This window comes from Pantoea sp. UBA7232 (assembly GCF_002473195.1).
In the GTDB taxonomy this organism is placed as follows: Bacteria; Pseudomonadota; Gammaproteobacteria; order Enterobacterales; family Enterobacteriaceae; genus Pantoea; species Pantoea eucrina.
In genome coordinates this window covers 23,788-40,961 of sequence record NZ_DKTK01000007.1, presented here as the reverse complement: position 1 = coordinate 40,961, position 17,174 = coordinate 23,788, and the positions used below count along the sequence as shown (strand labels likewise).

17 protein-coding genes are annotated in these 17,174 nt (G+C 58.2%); 13 read left to right on the top strand and 4 right to left on the bottom strand.

Annotated elements, in window-relative coordinates; translation table 11 throughout:
• The first annotated feature begins 5 nt into the window (after positions 1–5).
• The 8 genes from dapF to B4056_RS07200 all read left to right on the top strand — a co-directional run bounded on the left by dapF (position 6) and on the right by B4056_RS07200 (position 8,008).
• Positions 6–830 (top strand): diaminopimelate epimerase, encoded by an 825-nt coding sequence (dapF, locus tag B4056_RS07230; RefSeq protein ID WP_094111175.1) that lies wholly within the window; start codon positions 6–8, stop codon positions 828–830.
• The gene (locus B4056_RS07225; RefSeq protein ID WP_094111160.1) at positions 827–1,531 is read left to right on the top strand and encodes a DUF484 domain-containing protein; all 705 of its coding nucleotides are present in this window, start codon (positions 827–829) and stop codon (positions 1,529–1,531) included. Before dapF ends, B4056_RS07225 begins: the two co-directional genes overlap by 4 nt.
• A complete protein-coding gene (xerC, locus tag B4056_RS07220) occupies positions 1,528–2,430 on the top strand; it encodes a tyrosine recombinase XerC (protein WP_094111159.1) in 903 nt (300 codons plus the stop codon). The genes B4056_RS07225 and xerC overlap by 4 nt, the downstream gene beginning before the upstream one ends.
• Positions 2,427–3,143, top strand: a complete 717-nt coding sequence (gene yigB, locus B4056_RS07215; protein WP_071668210.1) for a 5-amino-6-(5-phospho-D-ribitylamino)uracil phosphatase YigB — start codon at positions 2,427–2,429, stop codon at positions 3,141–3,143. The genes xerC and yigB overlap by 4 nt, the downstream gene beginning before the upstream one ends.
• A 167-nt stretch (positions 3,144–3,310) precedes the next feature.
• Positions 3,311–5,473 carry a DNA helicase II gene (uvrD, locus tag B4056_RS07210; RefSeq protein WP_039385680.1) on the top strand — a complete coding sequence of 721 codons (2,163 nt, stop codon included), beginning with the start codon at positions 3,311–3,313 and terminating at the stop codon, positions 5,471–5,473.
• 75 nt (positions 5,474–5,548) lie between these two features.
• Positions 5,549–5,602: a YsgD/CorL family protein gene (gene ysgD, locus B4056_RS17025; RefSeq protein ID WP_349919670.1), complete on the top strand. Its 54-nt coding sequence runs from the start codon at positions 5,549–5,551 to the stop codon at positions 5,600–5,602.
• A gap of 186 nt (positions 5,603–5,788) precedes the next feature.
• The gene (gene corA, locus B4056_RS07205) at positions 5,789–6,742 is read left to right on the top strand and encodes a magnesium/cobalt transporter CorA (RefSeq protein WP_039381760.1); all 954 of its coding nucleotides are present in this window, start codon (positions 5,789–5,791) and stop codon (positions 6,740–6,742) included.
• Positions 6,743–6,955: 213 nt separating this feature from the next.
• On the top strand, positions 6,956–8,008 hold the full coding sequence (locus tag B4056_RS07200) for an AbrB family transcriptional regulator (protein WP_094111157.1): 1,053 nt from the start codon (positions 6,956–6,958) through the stop codon (positions 8,006–8,008).
• Here B4056_RS07200 and rarD read toward each other — a convergent pair.
• Together rarD and B4056_RS07190 are read right to left on the bottom strand one after the other, a co-directional pair.
• Positions 7,979–8,878, bottom strand: a complete 900-nt coding sequence (rarD, locus tag B4056_RS07195; protein WP_288654330.1) for an EamA family transporter RarD — start codon at positions 8,876–8,878, stop codon at positions 7,979–7,981. The genes B4056_RS07200 and rarD overlap by 30 nt on opposite strands.
• A 41-nt stretch (positions 8,879–8,919) precedes the next feature.
• Positions 8,920–9,390, bottom strand: a complete 471-nt coding sequence (locus B4056_RS07190) for a thioesterase family protein (protein ID WP_039381765.1) — start codon at positions 9,388–9,390, stop codon at positions 8,920–8,922.
• Positions 9,391–9,556: 166 nt separating this feature from the next.
• Here B4056_RS07190 and pldA point away from each other — a divergent pair, with 166 nt between their 5' ends.
• The 3 genes from pldA to rhtC are packed head-to-tail and all read left to right on the top strand — an operon-like array spanning position 9,557 to position 12,917.
• Positions 9,557–10,435 (top strand): phospholipase A, encoded by an 879-nt coding sequence (gene pldA / locus B4056_RS07185; protein WP_039381766.1) that lies wholly within the window; start codon positions 9,557–9,559, stop codon positions 10,433–10,435.
• A 19-nt stretch (positions 10,436–10,454) separates the two neighbouring features.
• Positions 10,455–12,281: an ATP-dependent DNA helicase RecQ gene (gene recQ / locus B4056_RS07180; protein ID WP_039381770.1), complete on the top strand. Its 1,827-nt coding sequence runs from the start codon at positions 10,455–10,457 to the stop codon at positions 12,279–12,281.
• 12 nt (positions 12,282–12,293) lie between these two features.
• Complete coding sequence (rhtC, locus tag B4056_RS07175) at positions 12,294–12,917, top strand: threonine export protein RhtC (protein ID WP_094111155.1); 624 nt, start codon at positions 12,294–12,296, stop codon at positions 12,915–12,917.
• Between the two features lie 62 nt (positions 12,918–12,979).
• On the opposite strand, the gene rhtB is transcribed toward rhtC, so the two are convergent.
• Positions 12,980–13,603, bottom strand: a complete 624-nt coding sequence (rhtB, locus tag B4056_RS07170; RefSeq protein WP_094111154.1) for a homoserine/homoserine lactone efflux protein — start codon at positions 13,601–13,603, stop codon at positions 12,980–12,982.
• Positions 13,604–13,707: 104 nt separating this feature from the next.
• Between rhtB and pldB the strand changes: the two genes are divergently transcribed.
• Both pldB and yigL read left to right on the top strand, forming a co-directional pair.
• The gene (pldB, locus tag B4056_RS07165; RefSeq protein WP_094111153.1) at positions 13,708–14,703 is read left to right on the top strand and encodes a lysophospholipase L2; all 996 of its coding nucleotides are present in this window, start codon (positions 13,708–13,710) and stop codon (positions 14,701–14,703) included.
• A gap of 32 nt (positions 14,704–14,735) precedes the next feature.
• Positions 14,736–15,536, top strand: coding sequence for a sugar/pyridoxal phosphate phosphatase YigL (gene yigL, locus B4056_RS07160; protein WP_094111152.1), 801 nt, complete (start codon positions 14,736–14,738; stop codon positions 15,534–15,536).
• Between the two features lie 33 nt (positions 15,537–15,569).
• Here yigL and glpT read toward each other — a convergent pair whose 3' ends face one another.
• The gene (glpT, locus tag B4056_RS07155) at positions 15,570–16,910 is read right to left on the bottom strand and encodes a glycerol-3-phosphate transporter (RefSeq protein WP_071668204.1); all 1,341 of its coding nucleotides are present in this window, start codon (positions 16,908–16,910) and stop codon (positions 15,570–15,572) included.
• Between the last annotated feature and the right edge of the window lie 264 nt (positions 16,911–17,174).

The window sequence follows — 17,174 nt, the reverse complement described above, 5'->3', positions numbered from 1 at the left end:
AGAAAATGCAGTTCTCGAAAATGCACGGTCTCGGCAACGACTTTATGGTCGTGGATGCAGTGACACAAAACGTCTTTTTTTCGCCGGAATTGATTCGCCGCCTGGCGGATCGGCATCTGGGGATCGGCTTTGATCAGCTGCTGATCGTAGAGCCACCCTACGATCCGGATCTCGACTTTCACTATCGCATATTTAACGCTGACGGCAGTGAAGTGGCGCAGTGTGGCAACGGCGCGCGCTGTTTCGCCCGCTTTGTGCGCCTCAAAGGGCTGACCAATAAAAATGACATTCGCGTCAGCACCCAAACCGGACGTATGGTGCTGAGCGTGACCAGCGATGAGCTGGTACGGGTCAATATGGGCGAGCCTGATTTTGATCCGCAGCGTGTGCCGCTGCGCGCTAACAAGGCGGAGAATCTCTATCTGCAGCGCGTCGCTGAGCAGACCGTGATGTTTGGTGCCGTCTCAATGGGTAATCCGCACTGTGTAATTCAGGTGGAGAGCGTGATAACTGCAGCCGTTGAGACGCTGGGGCCGGCGCTGGAGAGTCATGAGCGCTTCCCGGAACGCGTTAACGTCGGCTTTATGGAAGTGGTCAGCCGTGAGCACGTACGCCTGCGCGTTTATGAGCGCGGAGCCGGCGAAACCCAGGCGTGCGGCAGCGGCGCCTGTGCAGCAGTAGCCTGTGGTATTCAGCAGGGGCTGCTGGCAGAAAAAGTGCGCGTCGATCTGCCCGGCGGCACGCTGCATATCGCCTGGAAGGGGGCCGGACAGCCGCTATATATGACCGGACCCGCCACCCACGTTTATGACGGATTTATCCATTTATGAAATACCCGGAAGAGCAGACTGACAGCGCGGTGCAGCTTGACGATCGCGCCGTCAGCGCTTATCTGCAGCAGAACCCCGATTTTTTTATCCGCAACGCACGTCAGGTTGAACAGATGGCGGTGCCGCACGCGGTGCGCGGCAGCGTCTCGCTGGTAGAGTGGCATATGGCGCGCCAGCGCAACCACATCCGTCAGCTGGAAGAGGAGATCACGCTGCTGATGGAACAGGCCAACGCCAATCATCAGCTGTTCGATCGCCTGCTGGCGCTGCAGGGACATCTCGCCGCCGCTGACAGCCTGCAGGAGATGCTGAACCGCCTGCAGCGCTGGGCGCGCGAGCTGGGTCTGGCGGGCGCCAATGTACGGCTGTTCAGCGATCAATGGCGCCTCGGCGCACCCTCTGATTTTATCCAGCTGGGTCTGGCGCGACAGGCGTTTGAGCCGCTGCGTATTCAGCGTTTTGGTCAGCAGCAGCACTATCTTGGCAGCCTGAACGGACCGGAGCTGCTGCTGCTGCTGCCGCAGGCGAAAGCGGTCGGCTCGGTTGCGATGTCGCTGCTGGGCGAGCGGGGTGAAGCGGGCGTCGTCATCTTCAGCAGCCGCGATAATCAGCACTATCAGGCCGGCATGGGGACACTCTTACTGCAGCACCTGGCCCAGATGCTGCCGGCGCTGCTGGCGCGCTGGATCGAGCGCGTATGAGTACGCTGCTGCCCGCCGTCGACGCCTTTCTGCGCTATCTGCAGGTAGAACGCCAGCTCAGTCCGCTGACGCAGAAAAACTATCGTCGCCAGCTGCTGGCGCTTGTGGCGCTCGCGGAGAGCATGCAGTTAACCGAATGGTCGCAGCTGGAGCCGGCGCAGGTGCGCAGCCTGGCGGCGCGCAGCCGGCGCGATGGCCTGCAGGCGAGCAGTCTGGCGCTGCGTATGTCTGCCCTGCGCAGCTTTCTTGACTGGCAGGTCAGCCAGGGCATGCTGAGCGCAAATCCGGCGAAAGGTATCGCCACGCCGCGTAACGCTCGCCATCTGCCAAAGAATATGGACGTGGATGAAGTCACGCAGCTGCTGGAGATTGACCTTAATGACCCGCTGGCGGTGCGCGATCGCGCAATGCTTGAAACCATGTATGGCGGCGGCCTGCGTCTCAGCGAGCTGGTCGGGATAAACTGCCGCGATCTTGATGCGGAGTCGGGTGAAGTCCAGGTGCTGGGCAAAGGCAGTAAAGAGCGGCGCGTGCCGGTTGGCGCAACGGCGGTGACCTGGCTGCAGCACTGGCTGGCGCTGCGCGACAGTTTTGCTCCGCAGGATGATGCGCTGTTTGTCTCTTCGCGCGGTAGCCGGATTTCCGCGCGCAACGTGCAGAAGCGGTTTGCCGAGTGGGGCATCAAACAGGGCGTGGCCAGCCATATTCATCCGCATAAGCTGCGCCACTCTTTTGCCACCCACCTGCTGGAGTCAAGCGGCGACCTGCGCGCGGTGCAGGAGCTGCTCGGGCATGCCAATCTCTCGACCACCCAGATTTACACCCATCTCGATTTCCAGCATCTGGCCTCGGTCTACGATGCCGCGCATCCGCGTGCCAAACGAGGAAAATCAGAATGAAGTTTTACCGCTCCCTGCATCCGGTTAAGGCGCTGACCTTCGATCTGGATGATACGCTGTATGACAACCGCCCGGTGATCCGCAAGACCGCGCAGGAGACGCATGCGGCGCTACAGGCGTTTCACCCGGCGCTGCGTGAATTCACACCGGCCGATTATCAGCAGCTGCGTGATGAGCTGCTGGCGCGCGAACCCGATATTTATCATGACGTCTCAGAGTGGCGCCGCCGTTCGGTGGAGCTGGCGTTACTGAATATTGGCCTGCCGGCCGCCGACGCTGCCGCGGGCGCAGGAGAGGTGATGCGCACCTTTCACCACTGGCGCAGTCAGGTTGTGATGCCGGAAGAGACGCACCAGACGCTGCGCTGGCTCGGCGAGCGCGTGCCGCTGGTGGCGATCACCAACGGCAATGCCGATCCGGAAAAGCTCGGCATTCAGCACTACTTTCAGTTTACGCTGCGTGCCGGTCCGCACGGTCGCGCCAAGCCGTGGCAGGATATGTATCATCTCGCGGCGGAGCGGCTTGCTATTGCGCCGGAGGCGATCCTGCACGTTGGCGATGACCTGACTACCGATGTTGCAGGCGCACTGCGCGCTGGCCTGCAGGCGTGCTGGATCAACCTGAACAGCGGCAATCTGATGCAGATTGATGACGCCCGCCTGCTGCCGCACGTCGAAATTCATCGGTTGGCATCCCTGACCTCACTGCTATAATGGCTGTAAATTTATCCAGTCGTATCCTGTGGCGCACGGCTTTACGGGCTGTGCCGGTTCACTCTGGCGACTTACCTGCGTAAGCGCGCGACCATTCAGAGATCTGCGGCATCGCTGCAGGACGAATGACTCAGGGTACGCAACTCTATTCTTTAAAAACGGTGCTTATGGACGTTTCTGATCTGCTCGACGGCTTGAATGACAAACAGCGTGAGGCGGTTGCCGCACCGCGCAGCAATCTGCTGGTGCTGGCCGGAGCAGGCAGCGGCAAAACCCGTGTGCTGGTGCACCGCATCGCCTGGCTGCTGTCGGTGGAGAACTGCTCGCCATACTCCATCATGGCGGTCACCTTCACCAATAAAGCAGCGGCTGAGATGCGTCATCGTATCGATCAGCTGATTGGCAGCGGACAGGGCGGCATGTGGATTGGCACATTCCATGGCCTGGCGCATCGCCTGCTGCGGGCGCACCATCTGGATGCCGGACTGCCGCAGGATTTTCAGATCCTCGACAGCGAAGATCAGCTGCGGCTGCTGAAGCGTCTGATTAAGTCAATGAATCTGGATGATAAGCAGTGGCCGGCACGGCAGGGCATGTGGTACATCAACGGCAAGAAAGATGAGGGTCTGCGGCCAAAACATATCGAAAGCTACAACAATCCGGTTGAGCAGACGTGGCTGCGTATTTATCAGGCCTATCAGGAGGCGTGCGATCGCGCAGGCCTGGTCGATTTTGCCGAGCTGCTGCTGCGCGCGCATGAGCTGTGGCTGCATAAGCCACAGATCCTGAATCACTATCGCGAGCGCTTTAGCAATATTCTGGTTGATGAGTTTCAGGACACCAACAACATTCAGTATGCGTGGATCCGCATGCTGGCGGGCGACAGCAGCCGGGTAATTATTGTCGGCGATGACGATCAGTCCATCTACGGCTGGCGCGGCGCGCAGGTTGAGAATATCCAGCGCTTCCTGCAGGACTTTCCCGGTGCGGAAACGATCCGCCTTGAGCAGAACTACCGCTCCACTAATCATATCCTGAAGTCCGCCAACGCCCTGATCGCCAACAACAGCGGACGGCTCGGAAAAGAGCTCTGGACCGACGGCAGCGACGGCGAAAAAATCTCAATCTACTGTGCGTTTAACGAGCTGGATGAAGCGCGCTTTGTGGTTAACCGCATTAAAACCTGGCATGAGAACGGTAATGCGCTGCAGGATTGCGCGATTCTCTATCGCAGTAACGCCCAGTCGCGCGTGCTGGAAGAGGCGCTGCTGCAGGCCAGCATGCCATACCGTATTTATGGCGGTATGCGCTTCTTTGAACGTCAGGAGATCAAAGATGCGCTCGCCTATCTGCGCCTGATTGCCAACCGTAATGACGACGCTGCATTTGAGCGCGTGGTCAATACGCCGACGCGCGGCGTGGGCGATCGGACACTTGATGTGGTGCGTCAGACGGCGCGCGAAAAACAGCTTACGCTGTGGCAGGCCACGCGGGAACTGCTGCAGAATCGCGCGCTTGCAGGGCGGGCGGCGTCGGCACTGCAGCGCTTCTGCGAACTGGTTGATGCGCTGGCGCATGAAACCGCAGAGATGCCTCTGCATGTGCAGACCGATCGCGTGATTAAAGATTCCGGTCTGTGGCTGATGTATGAGCAGGAAAAAGGCGAAAAAGGCCAGGCGCGTATTGAGAACTTAGAGGAGCTGGTTACGGCCACCCGCCAGTTCAGCTATCAGGATGAAGATGAAGATTTAATGCCGCTGCAGGCGTTTTTATCGCACGCCGCGCTGGAAGCGGGCGAAGGTCAGGCGGATAAATGGCAGGATGCCGTACAGCTGATGACGCTGCACTCGGCAAAAGGGCTGGAGTTTACTCAGGTCTTTATTGTCGGCATGGAAGAGGGCATGTTCCCGAGCCAGATGTCGCTGGATGAGGGCGGGCGTCTGGAGGAGGAGCGGCGGCTGGCCTATGTTGGCGTCACCCGGGCGATGGTCAAGCTGACGCTCACCTACGCCGAGACGCGGCGGCTTTACGGCAAGGAAGTCTATCATCGCCCGTCGCGCTTTATTGGCGAACTGCCGGAAGAGTGCGTGGAAGAAGTGCGCCTGCGCGCCAGCGTCAGCCGTCCGGTCAGCCATCAGCGCATGGGCACGCCCACCAGCAAAAGCGACAGCGGCTTTACCCTGGGTCAGCGGGTGCGTCACGCGAAGTTTGGCGAAGGCACCATTATTAATCTGGAAGGCAGCGGCGAGCACAGTCGCCTGCAGGTCGCTTTCCAGGGGCAGGGCATTAAGTGGCTGGTCGCCGCGTATGCGCGGCTGGAGGCGATGTAGCGCGGCTGCGCTACCTTGACGACTTTTTCGTCTCAGCGTAACATGCGCGCACTATTATCATGAGAGGACAATGCCTTGGACGCGCCCAGTCGATGCTGGCTCAACATCCTGTTTAGCAGGAATATCTAAGGCTACCTCTTTACGCAGGTAGCCTGAAAGGTTATCCGCGACCTCCTTTGCTTATCCGTCGCATGAGTCAGCACTGATCACACCCTGAAGCGAAAGTTTCCGCGTTAAGGCTTTGCCGTGTCCGTTACGTTTCGGACGTGACGGGCACCGCCCTGTCCCATTTGGTCTGCAATGGGGAGTATTGCTATGCTGAGCGCATTTAAACTCGAGCGCGATCGCCTGACGCGCATCGAGCTGGAAGATAACAACGATAAACTCAACACGTCGGTATGGGTCGATCTCATCGAGCCGGATGACAGCGAGCGCGAGCGCGTGCAGTCAGAGCTGGGACAGAGCCTGGCAACGCGTCCGGAGCTGGAAGATATTGAAGCCTCGGCGCGCTTCTTTGAAGATGAAGATGGCCTGCATATCCACTCGTTCTTTTTCTTTGAGGATGCTGAAGATCACGCCGGCAACTCCACCGTGGCCTTTACAATCCGCGAAGATCGCCTCTATACGCTGCGCGAGCGCGAGCTGCCAGCCTTTCGTCTTTACCGCATGCGCGCCCGCAATCAGCAGCTGACCGACGGCAACGCTTACGAGCTGCTGCTGGATCTGTTCGAGACCAAAATTGAGCAGCTGGCGGATGAGATTGAAAATATCTATAGCGCGCTGGAGAAGTTGAGCCGCGTGATTATGGAAGGCCAGCAGGGTGAAGAGTATGACGAGGCGCTGTCGCGTCTCGCTGAGCTGGAAGATATCGGCTGGAAAGTCCGTCTCTGCCTGATGGATACGCAGCGTGCGCTCAATTTCCTTGTGCGTAAGGCGCGCCTGCCAGGTAACCAGCTGGAGCAGGCACGTGAGATCCTGCGCGATATTGAATCGCTGCTGCCGCACAATGAATCCCTGTTCCAGAAGGTCAACTTTCTGATGCAGGCGGCGATGGGCTTTATCAATATCGAACAGAACCGCATTATCAAGATCTTCTCGGTGGTCTCGGTGGTGTTCCTGCCGCCAACGCTGGTGGCTTCCAGCTATGGTATGAACTTTGAGTTTATGCCTGAGCTAAAATGGAGCTTCGGCTATCCTGGCGCAATCTGCCTGATGATGCTGGCAGGCCTGGCACCTTATCTCTATTTCAAACGCAAAAACTGGCTGTGATCGTGGGGTGCCATTCATGGCGCCCTGGTTGAACACCGCACCCGTCTGACGCCAGGGGCGCATAAATGCGCCCCCTACATTTCTGTAGGGGCGCCATTCATGGCGCCCTGGTCAAACATCGCCCCCGCCTGCTGATTAAAAAACGATTTGCGCTGGCTCCGGGGGCGCAACCTGCGTAACCTGTTGAACTCTTATCTTTGTCTGATTTTGCTCATGTCACACTACTCTCTCCGCTTACAATGGATGCTGCTGGTGGTTGCATCTTTGACGCTGGGCGTTGCTCTCCAGCTGCTTCACCTGCCTGCTGCGCTGCTGCTTGGCCCGATGATCACCGGAACCGTAATGGGACTCAGCGGCGCAACGCTGCGCATCGATAAGCGGCTGTTTATTCTGGCACAGGCGGTGCTGGGCTGTATGATCGCTCAGAGCCTGTCGCCCGCCATACTGACCCCATTATTAAACGACTGGCCGGTGGTGCTGGCGGTTCTGATCCTCACGCTGGCCGCCAGCGGTCTCTCAGGTTTTTTGCTGGTGCGCTTCAGTAACCTGCCGGGTCCTACCGGTGCATGGGGATCGTCGCCCGGCGGCGCCTCGGCAATGGTGGCGATGGCGGGGGATTTCGGGGCTGACGTGCGTCTGGTCGCGTTTATGCAGTATCTGCGCGTCCTGTTTGTCGCCACGGCGGCGGCGGTGGTGGCGCGTATTGGTCTGGATACCAGCGGCGGTGCGACCAGACCGATCTGGTTTCCGGCGCTTGATCACGGTTTTTTGCTGACGCTGGTGGTGATGATCGCCGGTGCCTGGCTCGGGCAGCGCCTGCGGATCCCCTCCGGTGCGCTGCTGCTGCCGGCGCTGACTGGGGCCACGCTGCAGGGGAGCGAAATCGCGACGTTGCAGGTGCCGGAGTGGCTGCTGGCGCTGGCCTATGCGCTGATTGGCTGGAGCGTCGGACTGCGCTTTACGCGCCCGATTTTCCTGCTGGCGCTGCGGACGCTGCCGCAGATGCTCGCCTCAATCCTCGGGCTGATGGTGCTGTGTGCGGCGCTGGCATGGATGCTGACGCGGGTATTGCATATTGACCTGATGACCGCCTATCTGGCTACCAGCCCGGGCGGGCTGGATACCGTCGCTATTATCGCCGCCGGCAGCCGGGTCGATATGGCGTTTGTTATGGCGCTGCAGACGCTGCGTCTGTTTACCATTCTGCTCACCGGCCCGGCACTGGCGCGCTTTATCTCACGCTTTGCGCATCCGCGTGCGGGCTGAGAAGAGTACGGCGTCAAAAATAAACACCGCCAGCGCCAGCCAGATAAAGCCAAAGGTGACCAGCTTATCGGGAGTCAGGCGCTCGCCATAAAACAGTACCGCCAGCAGAAACATCAGCGTCGGGCCAAGATACTGGAAAAAGCCCACGGTTGAGAGACGCAGACGCGCGCAGGCTGCGGCAAACAGCATCAGCGGAATGGTGGTCAGCACGCCGGCGGCCACCAGCATCAGATTGAGGCTGAGCGGATTGGCGCTGAGATGACTGGTCGCGCTGTCGGCAATACCAAACAGATAGATCGCCGCCAGCGGGAACAGCCACAGCGTCTCGATCAGCATGCCGCTTTGTGCATCAACCTGGATCTTTTTCCGCACCAGGCCATACAGCGCAAAGCTCAGCCCCAGCCCCAGCGCAATCACCGGCAGCGAGCCAAACTGCCACAGCTGCACCAGTACGCCCGCCGCCGCCAGCACAACCGCCAGCCACTGCAGACGGCGAAAGCGTTCACGCAGGAACAGCATGCCGAACACCACATTAATCAGCGGATTGATAAAGTAGCCGAGGCTCGCCTCCAGCATATGCTGATTATTCACCGCCCAGATAAACAGCAGCCAGTTGCCGCCGACGGTGACGGCGGTCAGCGCCAGCAGCAGAACTTTTTTCGGCTGAGCGGCCACCTGGCGCACCTGCTTCCAGCTGCGGCTCAGCGTAATCAGGATCAGCATAAACAGCACGGACCAGATCACCCGATGGGTCATGATTTCGGCGGGCGGCACTGCCCTGACCAGTTTGAAGTAGGCCGGAGCAACGCCCCAGATAAAATAAGCGCCGAGCGCATAAAAAATGCCCTGCCGCGTTTGCTGGCTGTCCATTGTATTGTCCATAAGGCGGCGCACCGGTTGCGCTGCGTGAGTTAACCGATCAGGTAGGTTGCGGTGGCCGTAGCGATATAATCGTGCTGCTCATTATGCAGTTCAACGCGCGCCACGGCGACTTTATTACCGGCACGCAGCAGAGTACCGGTAGCGATAAAACGCTCGCCGCGGCCCGGGCGCAGATAATCAACCCGCAGATCGATAGTGCCCATCCGCGCCAGCCGCTGACGCAGCTCCTCTTCGCTGATGCTCTCCTGCCGCGTCAGCGCATGGCTGACGCAAACCAGCCCGGCGGTAACATCCAGCACCGAGGCAATTACGCCGCCATGCAGGATCTGCTGTGCGGCGTTGCCTACCAGCATGGTTTTATTGGCAAATGCCAGCCGGACCGTATCAGCATCAAGGTGTTCCAGTTCCAGGCCCAGCGCCTGATTAAACGGCATATGATAAACAAAAATTTCACCAATCAGCTGGCGCGCGTCCTGCTGAGTCAGCATCGGAGATGACATAGTTACGGCCTTAAGATGTTAAGAAGTTGTGTATATTATGCTGCTCCCGCGCTGCTTTCCAGTTTCAGAAATCGGCGCTGATCAACGCCCCGCTTTGCGTGTAGAATGGCCTGCTTTTTGTACCACCGCCCTGAAAACCTTCCCACGCAGCGCACTGGAGAACACTATGCGTAAGCAATACGTCATGCTGGCCGCGGCATTAACCGTTCCTGCACTGGCGCAGGCAGATGAAGCCACGATTAAAAATATTCACGACGCACCTGCGGTGAAGGGGAGCGTGATCGCAAATCTGCTGGAAAAGCATGACAATCCGTTTGTGCTTTACCCCTATGAAAACAACTACCTGCTTTACACCTACACCAGCGACATGAATAAAGAGGCGATTTCCTCTTACAACTGGGCAGACAAAGCGAAAAAAGATGAAGTAAAATTCCAGCTCAGCCTGGCGTTTCCGCTGTGGCGCGGCATTTTAGGTGATAACTCAGTACTGGCCGCCTCGTATACTCAGCGTTCATGGTGGCAGCTGTCGAATCGCGGCGCGTCGTCACCCTTCCGCGAAACGAACTATGAGCCACAGCTGTTTCTGGGCTGGGCAACGGACTACTCACTGGCAGGCTGGACGCTGCGCGATGTGGAGCTGGGCGTTAATCATCAGTCCAATGGTCGCAGCGATCCCACTTCCCGCAGCTGGAACCGCCTTTACGCCCGCCTGATGGCAGAAAACGGCAACTTCCTTGCGGAGATCAAGCCCTGGTATCGTCTGCCGGAAAGCGCCAGCAATGACGATAACCCGGACATTACCAAATACATGGGTTATTACCGCGCGAAGCTCGGCTATATGATGGGCGACAGCATTTTCAGCGTGGAAGGCAACTATAACTGGAACAGCGGCTACGGCGGCGCAACCTTCGCCTGGAGCTATCCTCTCACTGAACACGTTCGCTTTTATACGCAGCTGTTCAGCGGCTATGGCGAATCGCTTATCGACTATAACCACCGTCAGACCCGTTTAGGCGTGGGCGTAACGCTTAACGATCTGTTCTAATCAGTAAAACAGGATTACCGTGGCAATTTCGGCAGTGCACAATCAGGAAACGCTGGCGCAGCAGGTGTTACATGACACCTTCGGCTATCAGCAGTTTCGTCCGGGTCAGCAATCCATTATCGAGTCAGCGCTCTCGGGGCGCGACTGTCTGGTCGTCATGCCGACCGGCGGCGGCAAATCGATCTGTTATCAGATCCCGGCGCTGGTGCAGGACGGGCTGACACTGGTGGTCTCCCCGCTGATTTCACTGATGAAAGATCAGGTTGATCAGCTGCTGGCCAACGGTGTGGCGGCGGCGTGTCTTAACTCGACGCAGACGCGCGAACAGCAGCAGCAGGTTTTTGCCGATTGCCGTACCGGGAAGCTCAAACTGCTCTACATCGCTCCGGAACGGTTGATGATGGACAACTTCCTCGAGGGGCTGCAGCACTGGAATCCGGTGATGCTGGCCGTCGATGAAGCGCACTGTATTTCGCAGTGGGGGCATGACTTCCGGCCGGAGTATGGCGCACTCGGGCAGCTGAGGCAGCGCTTTCCGCAGTTGCCGGTGATGGCGCTGACCGCCACGGCCGATGAAACCACGCGTAACGACATTGTCCATTTGCTGCAGATGCGCGATCCGCTGATTCAGGTCAGCAGCTTTGATCGTCCTAACATTCGCTATACCCTGGTGGAGAAGTTTAAACCCACCGATCAGCTGCTGCGCTACGTACAGGAGCAGCGCGGCAAAAGCGGCATTATCTACTGCAACAGCCGGGCAAAAGTGGAAGATACCGCCGCGCGTCTGCAGAGCCGTGGTCTGAGCGTGGGCGCCTATCACGCCGGCATCGACAGCGCACAGCGCGCGCATGTGCAGGAAGCGTTTCAGCGCGACGATCTGCAGATTGTGGTCGCTACCGTGGCGTTTGGCATGGGGATCAACAAACCCAACGTACGCTTTGTGGTGCATTTTGATATCCCGCGCAACATCGAATCCTACTATCAGGAGACCGGCCGCGCCGGCCGCGATGGCCTGCCTGCTGAAGCGATGATGCTTTACGATCCGGCGGATATGGTCTGGCTACGCAAATGCCTGGAAGAGAAAGTCCCGGGGCCGCTGCAGGATATCGAGCGTCACAAGCTCAATGCGATGGGCGCGTTTGCGGAAGCGCAAACCTGCCGGCGTCTGGTACTGCTGAACTACTTTGGCGAAGGGCGTCAGCAGCCCTGCGGCAACTGTGATATCTGCCTCGATCCTCCCCGCCGCTATGACGGGCTGGTTGACGGGCAGAAAGCGCTGTCGTGCATTTACCGTACCGGCCAGCGTTTTGGCATGAGCTACATTGTGGAAGTATTGCGCGGCTCAGCCAGCCAGCGTATTCGCGATAACGGCCACGACAAACTGCCGATCTATGGCCTGGGGCGCGAGCAGAGCCTGGAGCACTGGATCAGCGTACTGCGTCAGCTCATTCACCTTGGCATGGTGACACAAAATATCGCCATGCACTCTGCGCTGCAGCTCACCGAGGCCGCGCGTCCGGTACTGCGCGCTGAAATACCGCTGATGCTTGCGGTACCGCGCACCGTGACGGCGAAAAGCCGCAGCAGTGCGCCAAAAGTGTACGGCGGCAACTACGATCGCAAGCTGTTTGCCAAGCTGCGTAAGCTGCGCAAGGCGATAGCAGATGAAGAGAATATTCCGCCTTACGTGGTGTTTAATGACGCCACGCTGATTGAAATGGCGGAACAGTTGCCGGTCAGCGCGTCAGATATGCTGAGCGTAAACGGCGTAGGGCATCGCAAGCTGGAGCGCTTTGGTAAGCCGTTCCTGCTGATGATCCGGGAACATCTTGATAATGACGAATAAAGGACTAAACGCATGCTGATATTATTTGCTACCGTCGCGCTGGTGCACCTGGTTGCGCTGATGAGCCCCGGCCCTGACTTCTTTTTTGTGTCGCAAACTGCGGCCAGCCGCTCGCGTAAAGAGGCGATGATGGGCGTGCTGGGCATTACGCTGGGCATTGTTGTCTGGGCGGGCGTAGCGCTGATGGGGCTGCACCTGCTGCTGGCCAAAATGGCGTGGCTGCATGAAATTATCATGGTGGGCGGCGGGCTCTATCTGCTGTGGATGGGCTGGCAGCTGCTGCGCTCGGCGCGTCAGCGCCATAAGCAGCCGCAGAGTGATGCACCCGTGGTGGAGCTGCCGAAGCGCGGCATGAGCTTTCTGAAAGGGCTGCTGACAAACCTGTCCAATCCCAAAGCCATTATCTATTTTGGCAGCGTCTTTTCGCTGTTTGTCGGTAATGATGTCGGTGCCGCGACGCGCTGGGGGCTATTTCTGCTGATTATTGCGGAAACCTTTGCATGGTTTGCGCTGGTGGCCGCTATCTTTGCCCTGCCGTGGATGCGCGAGAAGTATCAGCGCATGGCAAAGTGGGTGGATGGCATGGCGGGCGTGCTGTTTGCCGGTTTTGGCATTCACCTGATTATTTCGCGCTAGGCCCGGTCGCCTGAAACGGCGACGCTGCGCCGGGTGTGGCTGACCGCACACCCGGCCGTTTATTACGCTATTTTACGCGCGCTGGCTAACAGCGCGCCGACCGCCATAAACAATCCACCAAAAATGCGGTTCAGCAGCTTCATCTGTCTCGGGCCTTTGATCCAGCCCGCAATGCGCGTCGCCAGCGTGGCGTAGCCAATCATCACGATGATATCGACCACAATCGTGGTCACGCCGAGGATCAGATACTGCATCAGCTGCGGCTGATGGGGCAGAATAAACTGCGGAAACAGCGCGGCGAGAAACACGATGCTTTTAGGGTTGGTCAGGTTCACCAGCAGCGCGCGCTGAAACAGGTGCCGGCGCGGCATCGCTTTGGCAACGGCGTTCAGGTCGAGGCTGCCAGCGGCGCGCCACTGCTGAATACCCAGCCAGATCAGATAGGCAGCACCGGCCCATTTCAGGATCTCAAACGCCAGCAGCGACTGTGAAAATAGCGCGCCGAGTCCGGCCCCCACCAGCACAATATGCACCGCCAGTCCGAGCTGTAAGCCGGTAATCGATACGGCCGCACCGCGATAGCCGTGGCTGATACCGGTGCTCATGGTATTGATAGCGCCTGAGCCTGGTGAAAGGCTGAGGATGGTTGTGGTAAGCAGGTAGGTTAACCACCATTCTGTCGTCATGTGTGACATTCCCTGAAGCGAGCGAAGTATGACACAATACGCCAGAAAATTGCGCTGCGCTATGGCATACCAGCAGGGCGAACTGAACTCTCCGGGAGGGGCAGATGCAGCATCACAGAGAGAGCTGGCTCAGGCGTGAACGCGCTTTTGCGGCGTTTGCTACCGGTCCGCTGCTCGACTTCTGGCGGCAGCGGGAAGAGTGTGAGTTCACCGGAACGGGCAATCTTACTCTCCGCTATGTACGTTTTACTGCGCCACACCACACGCGCGTGATCCTGATTGTGCCGGGGCGTATTGAAAGCTATATCAAATACCCGGAGCTGGCATACGACCTGTTTCACTGCGGCTACGATGTGGTGATTATTGACCATCGCGGGCAGGGGCGCTCTGAGCGGCTGCTGGCAGATTCGCACCGCGGACACGTGGTGGAGTTCAGCGACTATGTTGACGATCTGGAGACGCTCTACCTGAAAGAGATTGTCAGCCAGCATTATCAGCAGCGCTATGTCCTCGCTCACTCAATGGGCGGTGCGATTGTCGCGCTGTTTCTGGCCCGGCAGCCGCGGGCATTTCATGCGGCGGTGCTGTGCGCACCTATGTTTGGCATTGTGCTACCGCTGCCGCCCTTTCTGGCGCACCGTATTCTTGACTGGGCAGAGAAGCGGCCGGCGCTGCGCGACGGATACGCCCTTGGCACCGGACGCTGGCGCGCGCATCCGTTTGGCATTAACCGCCTGACGCACAGCCGCGAGCGCTATCGACGCAATCTGCGCTTTTATGCTGACGATCCGGCTATTCGCGTCGGCGGTCCGACCTATCACTGGGTGCGTGAAGGCGTGCAGGCCGGACGCAATATTATGCGTCAGGCGGCAAATATCACCACGCCGCTGCTGCTGCTGCAGGCGAGTGAAGATGATGTGGTGGACAACCGTTCACAGGATCTCTTCTGCCAGGCGCTGGCGGCAGCCGGGCATCCCTGTGAAGGTAACGTACCGCGCGTCATTGAAGGCGCGCGACATGAAATTCTGTTTGAATCAGATGCAATGCGCGCCGAAGCGCTCAATGCCACCGTGGATTTTTTTGCCCGTCATCTCAGCTGACGTTATTTCCGTTATTACAACCCGAGGTTTCCATGTTTCACATCGTTGCATCCGATCTGGATGGCACGCTGCTCTCGCCGCAACATCGTCTGACGCCGTTTGCCCGTACCACGCTGCAGGCGCTGGTGGCGCGTGATATCCATTTTGTTTTTGCCACCGGCCGCCACCATATCGACGTGGGACAGATGCGCGACAAGCTCGGCATTCCGGCGTACATGATCACCTCCAACGGCGCGCGCGTGCATAACGCCGCAGGCGAGCTGATTTTCAGCCACAATCTTGACGGCGATATCGCCAGCGAGCTTTACGCCCTGAAATATCAGGATGAAAATATTCTGACCCATGTTTATCGCGATGATGAGTGGTTTATGAACCGTCACCATCCCGATGAGCAGGACTATTTCCAGGAGTCGGAGTTTATGTATCAGCTTTATGAGCCGGGAATATTGCCCACCGATGGCATCAGCAAAGTCTTCTTCACCTGCAGCGATCCGGCTCGTCTGCTGCCGCTGGAGCAGGCGATTGAAGCGCGCTGGGGCGATCGCGTTAACGTCAGTTTCTCGCTGCCAACCTGTCTGGAAGTGATGGCGGGCGGCGTGTCGAAGGGGCACGCGCTGGAAGCTGTGGCAAAACAGCTGGGGCATTCGCTGAAAGCGTGCATCGCATTCGGCGATGGCATGAATGATGTTGAGATGCTGAGTATGGCCGGTAAAGGGTGCATTATGCACAACGGTCAGCAGCGCCTGAAGGATACGCTGCCATCGCTGGAGATCATTGGCAGCAATGCGGACGATGCGGTGCCGCACACGCTGCGTAAACTCTTTCTGGAGTAAAAAAACGGGCCGGTCTCTCCCGGCCCGCCTCGCTTATCCGAGCTGTTTCTTATGCTTATGTTCGTTGATCATGGTGAGCAGCAGCAGCACCACTGCCAGCACCGAGCCGGCGATCATCACCATAAACCCGCCATCCCAGCCGAAGAAATCAACGGTATAGCCAACGATAGCGCTGGCTGCCACGGAGCCACCCAGATAACCGAACAGGCCGGTAAAGCCCGCTGCGGTGCCGGCGGCCTTCTTCGGTGCCAGTTCCAGCGCGTGCAGGCCAATCAGCATCACCGGGCCGTAGATTAGAAAGCCAATCACAATCATACAGAGCATATCGATGCCCGGATTGCCCGGCGGGTTAAGCCAGTAGATCACGGTAGCGATTGTCACCAGCGTCATAAAGAACACGCCGGTCGCGCCGCGATTGCCTCTGAACACTTTGTCTGACATCCAGCCGCACAGCAGCGTACCGGGAATGCCCGCATACTCATACAGGAAGTAGGCCCAGGAGGATTTATCCAGCGTAAAGTGTTTCACCTCTTTCAGATAGGTCGGCGACCAGTCGAGGATGCCGTAGCGCAGCAGATAGACAAAGACGTTTGCCAGCGCGATATACCACAGCAGCTTATTGGGCAGGATGTACTGCATAAAGATCTGCTTTGCGGTCAGCTCCTGCTCATGGTCCTCGCTGTAATCAGGCGGATAGTCATTTTTCCACGCTTCAATCGGCGGCAGACCGCATGATTGCGGCGTATCGCGCATCATGGCAAACGCAAACAGCGCGATCAGAATGGCGCCAAACGCGGGCATATAGAGCGCCGCTTTCCAGTCGTTAAACCACGCCATACCGAGCAGGAACAGCAGTGGCGGGATACCGCCTCCGACGTTATGCGCGCAGTTCCACACGGAAACAATGCCGCCGCGCTCTTTCTGTGACCACCAGTGCACCATGGTGCGGCCACACGGCGGCCAGCCCATTCCCTGGAACCAGCCACACAGGAACAGCAGCACAAACATCACCATAATGCTGGAGGTCGCCCAGGGCACGAAGCCCATAAACAGCATGACCGAGGCGGCAAGAATCAGGCCCGCCGGCAGAAAAACGCGCGGGTTTGAGCGATCGGAAACAGAACCCATGATAAATTTGGAAAAGCCGTACGCAATAGAGATGCCGGAGAGGGCAAACCCTAAATCCCCGCGCGAGAACCCCTGTTCAACCAGATAGGGCATCGCCAGCGCGAAGTTTTTGCGTACCAGATAGTAAGCCGCATAGCCGAAGAAGATCCCGAGGAAGATCTGCCAGCGCAGCCGGCGATACAGTGGATCAACACGATCGTCAGCGACCTGAGGCCGATGCGGTGCAGGTTTAAAAATACTCAGCATGAGTGTGGCCCTCCGGGGCGCAGAATAGTTATGAATTTCCCAGCAGGTTGGGGCAGAAATACGCATAAGCGCAAAGGAAACCTGGTGTTTCCATATCGCGCAAAGGATAGAGATGGTTGCTGCACGTTACTGTGACGTGTGACACATATGTTACAGTTTTATGACAATCAGGAGCGAAAAAAACCAGGAAATGTTGGATTTCGCGCATTTTGCCAGGTTTTAAGCCGGTGTTCATACGCATTCTGACCAGAGCCTGTGTAAGGA

Coding starts and splice junctions, on each gene's coding strand:
- dapF (WP_094111175.1), top strand. CDS start 6: ATGCAGTTCTCGAAAATGCACGGTCTCGGCAACGACTTTATGGTCGTG.
- B4056_RS07225 (WP_094111160.1), top strand. CDS start 827: ATGAAATACCCGGAAGAGCAGACTGACAGCGCGGTGCAGCTTGACGAT.
- xerC (WP_094111159.1), top strand. CDS start 1,528: ATGAGTACGCTGCTGCCCGCCGTCGACGCCTTTCTGCGCTATCTGCAG.
- yigB (WP_071668210.1), top strand. CDS start 2,427: ATGAAGTTTTACCGCTCCCTGCATCCGGTTAAGGCGCTGACCTTCGAT.
- uvrD (WP_039385680.1), top strand. CDS start 3,311: ATGGACGTTTCTGATCTGCTCGACGGCTTGAATGACAAACAGCGTGAG.
- corA (WP_039381760.1), top strand. CDS start 5,789: ATGCTGAGCGCATTTAAACTCGAGCGCGATCGCCTGACGCGCATCGAG.
- B4056_RS07200 (WP_094111157.1), top strand. CDS start 6,956: ATGTCACACTACTCTCTCCGCTTACAATGGATGCTGCTGGTGGTTGCA.
- rarD (WP_288654330.1), bottom strand. CDS start 8,878: ATGGACAGCCAGCAAACGCGGCAGGGCATTTTTTATGCGCTCGGCGCT.
- B4056_RS07190 (WP_039381765.1), bottom strand. CDS start 9,390: ATGTCATCTCCGATGCTGACTCAGCAGGACGCGCGCCAGCTGATTGGT.
- pldA (WP_039381766.1), top strand. CDS start 9,557: ATGCGTAAGCAATACGTCATGCTGGCCGCGGCATTAACCGTTCCTGCA.
- rhtC (WP_094111155.1), top strand. CDS start 12,294: ATGCTGATATTATTTGCTACCGTCGCGCTGGTGCACCTGGTTGCGCTG.
- rhtB (WP_094111154.1), bottom strand. CDS start 13,603: ATGACGACAGAATGGTGGTTAACCTACCTGCTTACCACAACCATCCTC.
- pldB (WP_094111153.1), top strand. CDS start 13,708: ATGCAGCATCACAGAGAGAGCTGGCTCAGGCGTGAACGCGCTTTTGCG.
- yigL (WP_094111152.1), top strand. CDS start 14,736: ATGTTTCACATCGTTGCATCCGATCTGGATGGCACGCTGCTCTCGCCG.
- glpT (WP_071668204.1), bottom strand. CDS start 16,910: ATGCTGAGTATTTTTAAACCTGCACCGCATCGGCCTCAGGTCGCTGAC.